At 49.2% G+C, this 12098-nt stretch carries 17 protein-coding genes; 11 read left to right on the top strand and 6 right to left on the bottom strand.

Annotated features, from left to right (window positions below; genetic code table 11):
* Window positions 1-148 precede the first annotated feature (148 nt).
* Window positions 149-301, bottom strand: coding sequence for a hypothetical protein (locus ACNRUY_RS23690; protein ID WP_488114140.1), 153 nt, complete (start codon window positions 299-301; stop codon window positions 149-151).
* Window positions 302-485: 184 nt separating this feature from the next.
* Between ACNRUY_RS23690 and ACNRUY_RS23685 the strand changes: the two genes are divergently transcribed.
* Complete coding sequence (locus tag ACNRUY_RS23685) at window positions 486-1136, top strand: hypothetical protein (RefSeq protein WP_488114139.1); 651 nt, start codon at window positions 486-488, stop codon at window positions 1134-1136.
* Here the strand turns inward: ACNRUY_RS23685 and ACNRUY_RS23680 are convergent.
* The 4 genes from ACNRUY_RS23680 to ACNRUY_RS23665 form a co-directional block, all read right to left on the bottom strand.
* A complete protein-coding gene (locus ACNRUY_RS23680; RefSeq protein WP_488114138.1) occupies window positions 1080-1652 on the bottom strand; it encodes a bacteriophage antitermination protein Q in 573 nt (190 codons plus the stop codon). The genes ACNRUY_RS23685 and ACNRUY_RS23680 overlap by 57 nt on opposite strands.
* Complete coding sequence (locus ACNRUY_RS23675; RefSeq protein WP_488114137.1) at window positions 1649-2116, bottom strand: hypothetical protein; 468 nt, start codon at window positions 2114-2116, stop codon at window positions 1649-1651. The genes ACNRUY_RS23680 and ACNRUY_RS23675 overlap by 4 nt, the downstream gene beginning before the upstream one ends.
* Window positions 2117-2393: 277 nt before the next feature.
* The gene (locus ACNRUY_RS23670; protein WP_488114136.1) at window positions 2394-4391 is read right to left on the bottom strand and encodes an AAA family ATPase; all 1998 of its coding nucleotides are present in this window, start codon (window positions 4389-4391) and stop codon (window positions 2394-2396) included.
* Window positions 4392-4435: 44 nt separating this feature from the next.
* On the bottom strand, window positions 4436-4672 hold the full coding sequence (locus tag ACNRUY_RS23665) for a helix-turn-helix domain-containing protein (RefSeq protein WP_488114135.1): 237 nt from the start codon (window positions 4670-4672) through the stop codon (window positions 4436-4438).
* Window positions 4673-4846: 174 nt separating this feature from the next.
* On the opposite strand from ACNRUY_RS23665, the gene ACNRUY_RS23660 reads away from it, so the two are divergent.
* From ACNRUY_RS23660 to ACNRUY_RS23615, 10 genes are all read left to right on the top strand, one after another.
* Window positions 4847-5467, top strand: coding sequence for a LexA family transcriptional regulator (locus tag ACNRUY_RS23660; protein ID WP_488114134.1), 621 nt, complete (start codon window positions 4847-4849; stop codon window positions 5465-5467).
* A gap of 112 nt (window positions 5468-5579) precedes the next feature.
* Window positions 5580-5885: a hypothetical protein gene (locus ACNRUY_RS23655; protein ID WP_488114133.1), complete on the top strand. Its 306-nt coding sequence runs from the start codon at window positions 5580-5582 to the stop codon at window positions 5883-5885.
* A gap of 37 nt (window positions 5886-5922) precedes the next feature.
* The gene (locus ACNRUY_RS23650) at window positions 5923-6333 is read left to right on the top strand and encodes a DUF7173 family protein (RefSeq protein ID WP_488114132.1); all 411 of its coding nucleotides are present in this window, start codon (window positions 5923-5925) and stop codon (window positions 6331-6333) included.
* Window positions 6333-7118 (top strand): ATP-binding protein, encoded by a 786-nt coding sequence (locus ACNRUY_RS23645; protein ID WP_488114131.1) that lies wholly within the window; start codon window positions 6333-6335, stop codon window positions 7116-7118. The genes ACNRUY_RS23650 and ACNRUY_RS23645 overlap by 1 nt, the downstream gene beginning before the upstream one ends.
* Window positions 7118-7648 carry a DUF669 domain-containing protein gene (locus tag ACNRUY_RS23640; protein ID WP_488114130.1) on the top strand — a complete coding sequence of 177 codons (531 nt, stop codon included), beginning with the start codon at window positions 7118-7120 and terminating at the stop codon, window positions 7646-7648. Before ACNRUY_RS23645 ends, ACNRUY_RS23640 begins: the two co-directional genes overlap by 1 nt.
* A 104-nt stretch (window positions 7649-7752) precedes the next feature.
* Window positions 7753-8817, top strand: a complete 1065-nt coding sequence (locus ACNRUY_RS23635) for a PD-(D/E)XK nuclease family protein (RefSeq protein ID WP_488114129.1) — start codon at window positions 7753-7755, stop codon at window positions 8815-8817.
* 3 nt (window positions 8818-8820) lie between these two features.
* On the top strand, window positions 8821-9600 hold the full coding sequence (locus ACNRUY_RS23630) for a hypothetical protein (RefSeq protein ID WP_488114128.1): 780 nt from the start codon (window positions 8821-8823) through the stop codon (window positions 9598-9600).
* 16 nt (window positions 9601-9616) lie between these two features.
* Window positions 9617-9835 (top strand): hypothetical protein, encoded by a 219-nt coding sequence (locus ACNRUY_RS23625; RefSeq protein ID WP_488114127.1) that lies wholly within the window; start codon window positions 9617-9619, stop codon window positions 9833-9835.
* Complete coding sequence (locus tag ACNRUY_RS23620; RefSeq protein ID WP_488114126.1) at window positions 9828-10118, top strand: hypothetical protein; 291 nt, start codon at window positions 9828-9830, stop codon at window positions 10116-10118. Before ACNRUY_RS23625 ends, ACNRUY_RS23620 begins: the two co-directional genes overlap by 8 nt.
* A gap of 50 nt (window positions 10119-10168) precedes the next feature.
* Window positions 10169-10429, top strand: coding sequence for a pyocin activator PrtN family protein (locus ACNRUY_RS23615; protein ID WP_488114125.1), 261 nt, complete (start codon window positions 10169-10171; stop codon window positions 10427-10429).
* Here the strand turns inward: ACNRUY_RS23615 and ACNRUY_RS23610 are convergent.
* The gene (locus ACNRUY_RS23610; protein ID WP_488114124.1) at window positions 10414-11607 is read right to left on the bottom strand and encodes a tyrosine-type recombinase/integrase; all 1194 of its coding nucleotides are present in this window, start codon (window positions 11605-11607) and stop codon (window positions 10414-10416) included. The two genes, ACNRUY_RS23615 and ACNRUY_RS23610, sit on opposite strands and share 16 nt — an antisense overlap.
* Between the last annotated feature and the right edge of the window lie 491 nt (window positions 11608-12098).

The raw sequence follows: 12098 nt of genomic DNA, 5'->3' as shown, positions 1-12098 counted from the left end.
CATTTTTGCCAGAAAGCGCTCTTTGCGGGTGGTTCTGCGTTTATGGACAAACTCACTGTCTGCGAAACTAAGCTGGCTCATGGACAGAAACTCAAGCTGGAAGCGATGGGAGTATTATCTCATGGCTGGGGACTTAATCGCACCTTCCCTAGTCATTGTTAGTTTTCTCATGATTCGGGTTTAATTGATTTGCTCGATTATCCCGAGCAGCTTTGTGCTGATCATTTTCTCCAGAAGTTCCATGATTAGGGTTTTTCTGGTTTGCATGATTATCTTGCGGATCGATTTTACTCTTAGCCATTGCAATTTCCTCATAAGAAGAAGGCCAATACGAAGCACACATGATGTGCCTGCTCAAGGTTAGTGCTCACAACGGCAGCTTCAAGGGATAATTGAGGGAAAATTCATGCTGCCTCCAGTGATATGGCTTCTTTCACATTTTCATCTAAAATGAACGATCTCATCCTTTGTGAAGATCACTAACTATGTCTACCCACGCAGCAATCATTAAAGAAATAAAAGAGTTACTTGACCTAAACCATTTAAATGAAAAAGAACTCCTCTCAGCTATGTATGAAGATTTAGAAAAAGAAGAAGCGGATGATGCCACAAAAAATGAAATAAAAGAAAAAAGGTTCATTGATCGAATGAAAACATCTAAGCTATCCAAAAGAAAAGATACTAGAGGACTGAAATTAATCCTTTACTATCTAAAGCGAAACTACGCAAATCTTTTCAGCAAGAAACAAAAAGCAGCCTATATTTTAAAAAATGAGCTAGACACAAGAATTACAACAATAGAAATACCAAAAGACTTGGGCTGTGATAAGTCTGCTATCTTAAGTATCAACAGCCTATTTAAAACAGCCAGACAACTCGCCAGAGAATACAACCTTGACTGCCATAAAGTAATAGTAATGACTAACAAATTCTTAAACGAAAAAATCAGGCCGTTTTTAACCAAATGGCACCCACAAATAGAAACAAAATCTTACAACAAAGATGAGTTCAGAAATGAGTTAAAAACAGTTCAAACATCAGCCGCTGAGTTTTCAACTTTCCTCGAAAAAACATTCGACTTACCCTCTGCGTCTGACCTTCAAAAGCACACTGGAGACGCTCTGCAAACTTACTGAATCTAAGCACCCATCCATCATAGACCAATACCCATCCTGCCAGGTCTGGAAATCCCGCATCCAGTTCTGGCGGTGGATTTTACACTTCCTGATCATCAGGCTGGAGGGGTACAAGTGCCTGCCCGTTGTGATAAAAGCCCGATAGTCCAGTACTGTGTAGGCCACCACATCCCTTATTTTCTGCTGGGTAGCCTGTCGGTATTTGCGCTCGCTGCTGGCCAGTTTCTGATTAACATCCTGCTCAAGCCACTGAAAGAACCTACCCTGCTCTGGCAGAAACTCCGGAGTTCGAGGGCCATAAGCCCACTTTGCCCAGGATCGAAACGGCTCCTCAAGGGACTCTACTGCTGCAATGACTTTCCCCGCCTCTACTGCATTACAAATAACCCAGTCGTTATCCAGCTTTCTGTGTTGACCTCTGGCAGACCAAGCCTGCAAGTTGATTTCAAGGCCTTTACCGGCCAGGTGAATAGCATAGGCATCATGAATCGCTTGTCGTGCTGAGTAAAATTTCATGCTGATTCTCCATATCGGGCAATGAGCACTGCATCAGCACGGCCGTTGTCTTTTTTTCGATGAACGTCGGCATCCGGGTAGAGGTCCAATACTTTGCCTCTGGAGGCATCCTTGTGAGTACCTGTAAGCCCGGCAGAACGCTTCCAGCGTTGAGGGGTTACATAGGTCAGGGGAAATCCCATTAAACTGACAGCGGCTTCTACTGCCCCATAGGAACGGCCAAAAGAGAACATACTGACCACGCCCTGCCCTGGCCTGGCTCCGACCTTTTCCAGATAGACCATCTCCACCTGATGTCTGGAATAACCCCCGAATATTTTCATCAGGCCAAAGCCATTGACTTTCTGTTTTTTTCCCTCCGGGGAGATAGGCATATCTGCCACTCTCAGTAACTTCTTGCTGCCACTTTCCAGAATGGCGATCCCACCAGCCAGACCGGGGTCTATTCCTATGATGATTTTCATTCTTTTTTCTTCCCTGAATTTTTTTACTTTTCTCATTCCTGAATATTTTTCCTGGGCTCCCCGCCCTGCTGATTCACCATGCTTCCCTTACCCGTCCCCTATCCACTCCCTCTCTAAAGAGAGAGAGGGGTGGGGGGAGGAGTGCGGCTAAAGGCATCAACAAGCCTGAAACCCCTGAAAACAAAGGGATGAAGGGGGCAAGAGGGGGAAAAATTTAAAGCAACTTAAAAGCACCCGGTAGGGGGGCTTATTTTGCTCAAAAATCAACCAGCAATAATCAGTCATTTTTAAGAGCCTCCTGCCCCTTTTCTGTGACATAGATAAAAGGCTCATCAATCTGCAAAAAGCCCCGGTAGGTAAGTGCGCCAAGCGTCCGCCCCCAATGCTTTGAACAAATAAATCCTTGCTCAAAACAATCGTCTTTGAGGTTTTTCACTTCAATACGGGCAATAGAAGGGTCTCGACCACTCTCCAATAAAGTTTTCTGAGCCTTGCTGTATAAGGCATTCAGGCTTTCAATAATTCTTTTCTGCCTGTCTCCCACTTTGTTTTCCGGGCTGTTTCTTTCCTTGATCTGCTGAGCCGCCTCGGGATCAAGATGCTGAAGCACACAGCTGTATTGCGGTTCGCCATCCTCATCCATAAACGGAAGCTTGACCGGGTTAAACAGAAAATCCATTGGCTCCGGCTCATCGGCATCCTTCATTTTCTTGGTGGTAATCTTTACGCTGTCGTCCGACTTAACCACCGCATACTCCGCATCCAGCGCCCCCTTGAGGGCACTGTTTCCCCGTGCCCGATCCTTGGAGCCGACCCCGGTATGGTGAACGATAAGAACATTGCAGGAGTACTTGGCCCGTAACAGTTGGTCGATATGGTTGATGAAGGTGTTCATCTCCTTGGTGGCGTTTTCATCCGCAGGCCCGAAGTTCCTGGCCAGGGTATCAATGACAATCATGGAGGGGATGACACCGCCGGTTTCCTCAACGATTTCTTCAATGCTCTGACTCACCAGACGGGCATTGCCCAAATCAGTCAGAGAGGCGGCACACTGGCTGATATAGATGGGGGCATTGCGGAGGTTGTACCCGTGGGACACCTGCCACGCCATCAGACGACGAGAAAGTCCATTAAACCCTTCCCCGGCAATGTAGAACACTGGCCCCTGGCGCTTGACGGGTTTGCCGTGCCATTCCTTGCCAGTGGCCACACAGCAGGCCAGATCAATGGCGCAGAACGATTTACCGCAGGCAGGCTCCCCGAACATCAGAGACAGACTGTCCATTTCCAGGAAGCCCTTAATCAGCCAGTTGATCGGCTTCACCCCTTTGACCAGCTCCTTTACATGACTGAAGGCAAACTGCTGGCGAACAGTAGGCAATGGCTCAACGGCAATAGAAGTCCCCGGATTATTATTAACATGGGACCGGGCAATGGAGGCGATGGTGGTATTGAGTTCTGAGGGAGACAGTGGTGGGGTGTTTGAGTTGTTCCAGTTATCCAGTATTCCCTTAATCTGGGATAATGAATAACCCTGCTGGATCAACTGCCCCGCCATACTGGCAGCGGCATTATTGCGCCCCTGCCCTTCCGCCAGGTTGCTCCCGTCGTGAGGCAGTTGATACTGGTCAGTGGTAAACCCCAGGTTGCCCTCTGGTTTTTCTTCTGCTGCCTGTCCATTAAAACCGTTAATGGCGGCAATATCCTCCGGGGTAAGCATGGGTATATCGTGGAGATCGGCAATATCCATATACCCGTCCGTTTCCCACTGATAGAGGGTTCCGTCGGCATGAGTGCTTCCAGGAGCCACCACATATCCGCCAATGCCCCGCAGATCGATCCGGTTCTTTCTGACAGAATTATGAACGGGATAGTCCGGGTTCACCTGGAAGTAGTAGTGTTTGCCTTTACTGGTGGTGGCTCTTAATGGGGTCCGGGTAATGGCTCCGCCTTCAATAAACGCCACCGCTTCAGCACTGTCGGCATCTACCACCACAACCCCGTACCCGGTAATGATGGCCCAGTTGGTGTGAGGCCACTGAGTCGTCCACTGCTCTATCTCTAAATCGTCCGGAGCTTGATCCTGATACGGTTTCCAGCGAAACCGGGGGGCTTTTGGCCATTCGGCTTTGGCTTTCTCCCGGTCCCCTGAGCAGCGACCCTCCATAAACCAGGGGGGAGGTGTTTCAAAGGGGGAGCCGAGAGGGACGATGGATAATCCGGCCTCGTTCAGTTTCCAGGCTTCTGTGGCGGTATTGGGTAAATTAACATCCATGTCAGTATTTCCTGCGAGGGATTGTTTGAGTGGTTCGAAGGGTATTACTGCTGCCAGTCATTGCAGGGCTTTTGCCCTTCATGGGTGAGCATGTCCGGTGTCCATTCCGGAATGATGGTTGACCAGAACAGCCTTCTGAGCTTGCCAATGGGTTTCCGGTTATTCTCAAACAGAGACAACTCGGACTTGGAGCAGTAGAGCACTTTACTCAAGCTGGTCAGTGTGATTCCCCGAGATTCCCGATAGTTTCTGATGACTTCCCCCGGTGTTGGCTTATTCATGGGTGCAACCTCCTTGTTTAGTGCCGGGCTTCATAGCCGGGACTTAGATTATTATCCTTACAAACTTATTTAATCAATAATGTTTATGGTTTTGCTGACAACACCCCGTTTGCCGGTTTACTACTTTTGGGGATTTCCTGATAATTGAGGTCAGACATCATAAGGAAGATTGCAATGACGAGCTGGAAGGACAGGGTAAAAGTTCTCCTTAACAAGAGAAAAATGACGCAGACTCAACTGGCTGAAAGACTGGGCGTAACCAAGCCCACGGTTTCCATCTGGCTCGGAGATAACGTCAGTTTTACCGATAAAAATGTCCTGAAAATGCAGTATAAAATTGCCACGATTCTTAATGTCGATCCGCAGTATATTATCTCCGGTAAAGGTGCAGTGGAGCCCACAGTAAGCATTGGCAGGGCACTGCCGCACTTGTCCGATGCAGACGTTTCCGACTGGGTGGTCAACCGAATAGCCCCGGATGATGTGGACTGGCGCAACTGCCCGGTGGATTGCAGCGAGCAGGCCTTCTGCCTGACCGTGACCGGTTCATCCATGGATAATCATGGGATGCCGTGTACCAGCTATCCCAATGGTTCCCTGGTGTTTATTGATCCAAAGCTGCCTGTTGAACCGGGCAAGGTCTGTCTGTTTCAGGATCAGAGTCCAGTCCTGGGGACTTATGAAGAGCTTAACTGTCAGCCCATGCTGGTGTTCAACAACCCCAGGTTTCAGTCTTTGGCTGTGGTCAGGGATAACTACATTGGGCAGGCGATTGGCTGCTTTTGCCTCCCCTGACAAACACAAAACAATCAGGGTTAAAAAAGTTTATATTTTCATTGACAGCGGTTTCTGCTGTTGGCAGTCTAATGCTTACTGAATGAACAATAACTCTAAACGGTAAGCAACCATGACTCTTGCTGATCAGGAAACCATCATAGGAGTAACCGCCAACGACGTATTATCCATGGAACAGGAAGCCGAAGCCCTTGATCTTCGTGCGGCTCAACTAAGAAATGAAGTAAAAAAGACCCGCAGCCTGCTCTGTGACCTCCTCTGTGAATTAAAAGACCACCTGCCTGATCATCAACTGCCTGCACGGTTTACCGCCAAGGGCATTCTCATAGATACCTCCGGAAACCTGGAGTGCCTCAAACTGCAGAGAGCCCCTGAGCTGCAGCGGCTTCTGGAAGCACACTCTAAAACAGTCCGTTAACGCCTAACCCACCCCAAAACCAAAAAAGGAAATTGCCATGACCGAAGGCAAGGATACCTCTCGGCTGGACAAACTCGCCTATGAGTTAGAGCAGGCCAAGGAAGCGGAGCAAAAAGCCAGGAAGCACCGACTCTCTCTGGAACAGCAGTTATCAGAATTTGTCGGCGTGAAAGAAGAAGGCAGTTATGCGGTCAAGGGCGACTACTACAAAGTCACCACTGTCGCAGGCTTTACCCGGACTCTCGATAGTAACAAGTGGCCGGAAGTCAGCCAACGCATCCCCGCCGAAATGGCCGCCAAGCTGGTGCGGACAAAACTTGAAGTTGATACCAAACAACTGAAACACCTCCAGAGCCTGGACCCTGCACGGTACAACCTGATCGCCGAGGCCATTACTACCAAGCCGAAAAAGGTCGGCGTTCGCTTCGAGCGGCTGGAGGACAAGTAATGGCTATTTCTCTGAAATCCATCAGCCGATCCACCGGCGTCAAAGCTCCCAGGGTTCTGCTCTATGGCGGTGCCGGTCTGGGTAAAACCACTTTCGGCTGTGACAGCCCGGCCCCTATCGTTCTGCCCACGGAAGACGGGCTCGGAAAAATAGAAGTCGATGCCTTCCCCATTCTGAAAACCTACCAGGAAGTGCTGGATGCCATCGGGGTTCTCTATACCTCTGAGCACAACTTCAAAACCGTGGTGCTGGACAGCCTGGATCACCTGGAGCCGTTGGTATGGAAGCACCTGTGCGCTACCTATGTGGGACCCAAAGGGGAGCGCTTCAACTCCATAGAGGAGTTCGGGTATGGAAAAGGTTATGTAGAAGCCCTGAACCTGTGGCGGGAGCTTCTGACTGGGTTGGATGCCCTGCGTAATGAAAAGGGCATGGCCATTATTCTCATTGCCCACGCAGAAGTTAAACGGTTTGAGTCGCCCACCACTGCCAGCTACGACCGCTACCAGATCAAGCTTCACAAACGGGCTTCAGAGCTGGTGCAGGAGTCCGTGGACTGCATTCTGTTTGCGGATTACAAGACCGTCATCGAGAAAGAAGAAGCCGGGTTTAACAAAACCAAAACCCGAGGCATTTCCACCGGAGAGCGCTACCTGTTCACGGAAGCCACACCCGGCTTTATCGCCAAGAATCGCTATGCCCTGCCCAAAGAGCTTCCGCTCAAGTGGCAGGCGTTCAGTGATGCCCTCAACCCACCCAAGAGCCAACGCAAAGGAGCGCAATAATGGCACAGCTTGGATTTAACGCAGGTGACTACGACCCCACGGATGAGTTTGAAGTCCTTCCAGCAGATGAGTACCTGACCATGATCACGGAAGCGACGGTAGAGAGCACCAAGTCTGGTGGTCGTATGGTCAAACTGACGTACACCGTGATGGATGGACAGTACCAGGGCCGGAAAATCTGGTCGAACCATAACATTGAAAACCGCAGCCCACGGGCGGAGGAAATCGGTAGAAAAGAGTTGAGCCGGATTGCCCACGCCATCGGACAACCCATGATCAGCGACACCGATCAACTGCTGAACCAGGTGATCACTGTCCGGTTGATTGTTAAACAAGACCCCGGCTACGGGCAAAAGAATGAGGTGAAAAAGTGGTTCGGCCAGGGTAATGGTGGCCAGCCCCAATACGCGCCTCAGCAGCAAGCCCCGGCTCATAACCCGCCGCAGGCACCCGTACAGCAGCCAGCCCACCCACCCCCAGCGGGTCATCCGGCAGCCGCTCATACGGCACCGCCCTGGGGTAACGGGTAATGGGTGGTGAGGACTGGCTCTGCTCGCTGGCAATTGCGGCATGGCTGGTCCTGCTCTCTTACTTTTTTATGACCAGCGTGTAATCCAACAAAAGGCTTCGGGAAATGGACATTCCAGAAGAAAAACACACCACCATCAAAGCCATTATCCGTCATTACCAGGACAACCAGGATGATGTTTTCCGGGCGCACCTTGGGGGCTCCATTATTGGCCGTCCCTGTGACCGCTCGCTCTGGTACACCTTTCGATGGGCGACCAGTGTCAAGCATAACGGGCAACTGCTCCGGCTGTTTCAGACCGGCCACCTGGCAGAAGAGCGGTTTATTCAGGACTTGCGGAACATCGGGATAAAAGTGTTTGAAACCGACCCGGCCACCGGAAAGCAGTTTCGTGTCACTGCCTGCAACGGGCATTTTGGGGGATCGTTCGACGGGGTTGGCCAGGGGTTTATTGAAGCCCCCAAAACCTGGCACCTCATTGAGATGAAAACCCACAATGAGAAGTCCTTCAAACAACTGGTGAAGTTGGGCGTCAAAGAGTCCAAACCTGAGCATTTTGTTCAGATGCAGGTCTATATGTATCGAGCCGAGCCCCAACTGACCCGTGCTTTCTATATCGCTGTGAATAAAAACACGGACGAACTGTATGGGGAGCGGGTTTATCTGGATAAGGCCGTTGGCAAAGCAGCAGTCGACCGCGCTGAGGCCATTATTGCCACCGATCTTCCCCCGAAAAAAATAAGCGATGACCCAAGCTGGTATCTGTGCAAATCCTGCGACCACCAGGCTATCTGCCACGGCCAGGAAGCCCCGAGGGTTAACTGTCGGACCTGTCTGCACAGCACTCCCATAGAGGACGGAGAGTGGCACTGCGCCCGGCACGATCAGGAAATCCCCCGCACCGTTCAGAAAAACGGCTGTGACCAACACCTCTATAACCCGCACCTCCTTGAGCAGTTTGCAGATGCCATAGACAGCGGGGAGTACTGGATTCGCTACCGGCTCAAAGAAAACGGGAAAGAGTTCGTCACCGGGGACCGCACGGGACAGTTTTCCTCAAAGGAAATTCAGGCAGTCCCGGTAAAAACGCTCCTGACAGATAAGCCGTTGCAGGAACTTAAAAAGCAATTCGATGGAACCATCCAAAACAACCAACAAAAACAAGGATAAAACATGAACGAGATTTGTACCCTTGATCAGGCAGAATTGGCACTTCGCAGAAACAACCTCGTGATTAATGAACGCGTCGAAGGAAAAAATCTGCTGGATATATGCGGTTACAGCTATACCGAAAAAAACTATGGGCAAAGGTTACAGCGGCAAGTCGACGCCCATAAGTTTATAGAAAACAGGGATTTTTATTTTTCCACCATTAATGGTGGAAAAGGCAGGCCACTAAAGATATGGGAGTTCACAGTAGATGCTGCCAACCATGTTTTGCTTACTGCCATGACCCCTGAAGGTAAACGGGCCAGGCAAGACGCCATTGATGAACGTAAAAATCCGCATCCTGGTCTGGATAATGGGGTAGCCCAAAAAATCTGGAATCAATTAGATGAAGTGTTTGGCACCGCTTATGCCTCAGTGTTCAACAGCTCTGCTGATGCCACAAGAATGAATAATGCAGAACAAAGAATTGATGATATCGAGAAACAGCTGGAAGACCCGGCCAACCGCATTCACCTGACCGAACCACCCGAGGGCTATGCCTGCGCCTCAGTGTTGCATGAGTTCATTCCCTACAGTTTCACCTTTGTCAAAAAGACCATCCGGTACTTCAAGCTGACGCCAGTCTACTACATCACCCAGTCTGCTGAAGGTGAACGGTATCCCGTGAGGTCCTATCACATTGACGATTTTATAACCGCTGCGGCACTGGTAGAGGAAGAGGCGGTTCAGATATCCCGCTGCTACAAGGAACACCCGGTCGTAGGCCGCTTCAGAAATAAGTAAGGGAGAGGGACAGGAAATGGATATTCATCAAGCCAGCCAGGAAACCATTGACCGCCTGGAAGCGGAGATAGATCGGCTGAACCGTCAGAAAATAGAACTCCGGGACTTGTTTGCCGTTGCCGCTATGGTCGCAGAGTTCTCCAGTCGCCGGGGAATCAGTATCGACCAGGCTGTGGATTTTTCTTATCAGGTGGCCGACCGGATGCTTGAGGCTCGGGAGGCTTCCAATGGCTGAACTGCACCGGCAATCAACAACCAACTGTGAAGAGAGTTGGGTGGACTATGAAGCGGATGGAAACCGGATAGAGGTCGCCCGCCTCAGCTTTAACGATAAGCTCCCATTCATCACAAAGGCGTTCTGCCACAGGATCAGCAAGGCTGTTTTCGATGAGATTATGGAAGAAATCAGAAAGCGGAATCTTGGGGAAGACTATGACCGTAACCAGACCCTTTTTGACCGGCGAACCGCTGAGCGGGTAGCCAGCAAGATCATTGAAGATATGAAGAGGCGTTTCTGACCATTTTGATGTTTTGAAAACGGATTTTGATTTTGAAAAGGCGTTTACCTATGAATACTGAGCTTATGCTATTTGCCCGTTATGAAAAGCCGTATGTACCTTTAGAAGACATTTGTCAGGAGTTTTTCGGAATGTGTGAAAAGCGAGCCAAGGTTGCTGCTGCCGGGCAAACCCTTCCAGTGCCAGTTGTACGAACCATGAACAGCCAAAAATCACCCTGGATGGTTAAGATTTCTGATCTGGCCTCCTTTATCGACTCACGGCATGAGAAATATCGGGATACCTGGGAGAAAGTTCAGGGCGTGTTGTAATGCCCTGCCCCTTCGAGCAAGTGATTAAGGTGCGGGTTTATAATCTTGTTTTTGGATAGAAACTCCCTGTCAATCTCCTTGCAGCCTGCCCATAAATCTGGAGGGGTTCGATTTATCAGGTGAGTGTAACGACGCAGGTTATCCCAGGTCTTGTGCCCGCTGCGAACAGCCACTTCCGGAATACTCATCTTTTGCTCAAAAAATCGTGAAATCCCTTCGTGCCGGAAAGAATGAAACCTTAGCTCAGGAAAGCCCAATCTCTTGGTACGCTCTGAGAACTTGACAGACACTGTCTTCTGTTTATATGGAAATATTCGGTCTTCTCCCTGCCTCCTTGGCTGCCTGGCAATGATTTCAAGACAAACTGAACACAGGGGTACTTTCTGATGGTTTCCGTACTTTTTTCGAGGGTCTTTTCGATCCCGAACAATAACCTCCCCATGCTCTTCATCCAGATCACTGTATCGAATATTGCAGATCTCTCCTTGCCGAAATGCGCTGTATATACTGAACATCATTAAATCATGATAAGGAACAGTGGCATAATATCTGTTGAAACTGGAGAGAAACTCTTTATACAGCTGATAGACCTGATGCTCTGTGGGGCGAGTATCGTCCTCCTGAGACTTACCCACCAAGTCGAGCTTCCAGAGCTCTTTCATCAATTCATCGCTAATAAAGCGCTTGAAGTGCAGCCCTACCCTTCTCTGCCAACCAATCGCTCTCCGTAAAACAGATACGTAAAGATGATTGGTTGAAGGCGTAACTGTTGCCAGTCGCTCATCCAACAAATCGATCAAATCCTGCCCCGTGATTTCCTTCGAACGCTTCTTGGCCAACCAGCTCCGCTCCCAGAACTTAACCGCCAACATATCCCGGTAACTGATCTGTTTTTTTTCCGGCAGAGACTCCATCTTCTCCCGGTAGGCCACCAAGTAGTCTTTCAGAGTGATGTTTCCAGTGCGGGATCGGGCTGACTCATACCTTACTTCTTCATGTTCAGCCTTTGTCGCCTGATCCAGCATATCTTTCTCAACGGCTTTTGCCCAAGCCCTTCCAGATGCCTTGTCAGGAAATGTCAGGCTTTCAATAGCAGAAAAATGCTTCTTTCTAACCTTAACCACATAACGAAAAACAGCTCCATTTTTACGCTGTCGTTTTTGACAAGAGATGGTCATTCGTTCATTTAAACCTGTTTGTATGTTTTATAATCAGGTTACATTCTAGGTAACAATCGTTATTCTTTTTAGGTACTAAAAAGTACCATAGTGTTACAAATGTTTTTTTGTTGTCTATTAAAAATCAACAAGTTACATTCACATCTAACCGATTGTACTCCATAATTTTGTCATGTGGTATGAATTCCACACCGACCACTTTGATGAAGAGACCGGTGACCCCATCAGCAAGCCTGAGTAGTATCAACTCTCCCCCCTCTGCCGTCGGGTAGAGGGGGCAAAAGCCATTCGTTTGAGTCAATAAAGATCCCACCCTGATAATGAGAGCCCCACCGTCACAAAATACATTAAACCTCCCCCCACCCCAGGGCAAAAACATGATCAAGAATCAATCAGCCCAAGCACTTTCATCATATAGTCTTCATCCCAGCCACAGGTTTTACGTTTGTTCTTGATACCAGCCTTCACTGAAGTATCAAGCTTGAGAAGGT

This window comes from Endozoicomonas sp. Z74, from assembly GCF_057680865.1.
This window is presented reverse-complemented; position numbering and strand designations above follow the sequence as displayed.

What these genes read in the sequence shown, in the direction of transcription:
- ACNRUY_RS23690 (WP_488114140.1), bottom strand. Translation starts at nt 301, where the DNA reads ATGGCTAAGAGTAAAATCGATCCGCAAGATAATCATGCAAACCAGAAA.
- ACNRUY_RS23685 (WP_488114139.1), top strand. Translation starts at nt 486, where the DNA reads ATGTCTACCCACGCAGCAATCATTAAAGAAATAAAAGAGTTACTTGAC.
- ACNRUY_RS23680 (WP_488114138.1), bottom strand. Translation starts at nt 1,652, where the DNA reads ATGAAATTTTACTCAGCACGACAAGCGATTCATGATGCCTATGCTATT.
- ACNRUY_RS23675 (WP_488114137.1), bottom strand. Translation starts at nt 2,116, where the DNA reads ATGAAAATCATCATAGGAATAGACCCCGGTCTGGCTGGTGGGATCGCC.
- ACNRUY_RS23670 (WP_488114136.1), bottom strand. Translation starts at nt 4,391, where the DNA reads ATGGATGTTAATTTACCCAATACCGCCACAGAAGCCTGGAAACTGAAC.
- ACNRUY_RS23665 (WP_488114135.1), bottom strand. Translation starts at nt 4,672, where the DNA reads ATGAATAAGCCAACACCGGGGGAAGTCATCAGAAACTATCGGGAATCT.
- ACNRUY_RS23660 (WP_488114134.1), top strand. Translation starts at nt 4,847, where the DNA reads ATGACGAGCTGGAAGGACAGGGTAAAAGTTCTCCTTAACAAGAGAAAA.
- ACNRUY_RS23655 (WP_488114133.1), top strand. Translation starts at nt 5,580, where the DNA reads ATGACTCTTGCTGATCAGGAAACCATCATAGGAGTAACCGCCAACGAC.
- ACNRUY_RS23650 (WP_488114132.1), top strand. Translation starts at nt 5,923, where the DNA reads ATGACCGAAGGCAAGGATACCTCTCGGCTGGACAAACTCGCCTATGAG.
- ACNRUY_RS23645 (WP_488114131.1), top strand. Translation starts at nt 6,333, where the DNA reads ATGGCTATTTCTCTGAAATCCATCAGCCGATCCACCGGCGTCAAAGCT.
- ACNRUY_RS23640 (WP_488114130.1), top strand. Translation starts at nt 7,118, where the DNA reads ATGGCACAGCTTGGATTTAACGCAGGTGACTACGACCCCACGGATGAG.
- ACNRUY_RS23635 (WP_488114129.1), top strand. Translation starts at nt 7,753, where the DNA reads ATGGACATTCCAGAAGAAAAACACACCACCATCAAAGCCATTATCCGT.
- ACNRUY_RS23630 (WP_488114128.1), top strand. Translation starts at nt 8,821, where the DNA reads ATGAACGAGATTTGTACCCTTGATCAGGCAGAATTGGCACTTCGCAGA.
- ACNRUY_RS23625 (WP_488114127.1), top strand. Translation starts at nt 9,617, where the DNA reads ATGGATATTCATCAAGCCAGCCAGGAAACCATTGACCGCCTGGAAGCG.
- ACNRUY_RS23620 (WP_488114126.1), top strand. Translation starts at nt 9,828, where the DNA reads ATGGCTGAACTGCACCGGCAATCAACAACCAACTGTGAAGAGAGTTGG.
- ACNRUY_RS23615 (WP_488114125.1), top strand. Translation starts at nt 10,169, where the DNA reads ATGAATACTGAGCTTATGCTATTTGCCCGTTATGAAAAGCCGTATGTA.
- ACNRUY_RS23610 (WP_488114124.1), bottom strand. Translation starts at nt 11,607, where the DNA reads ATGACCATCTCTTGTCAAAAACGACAGCGTAAAAATGGAGCTGTTTTT.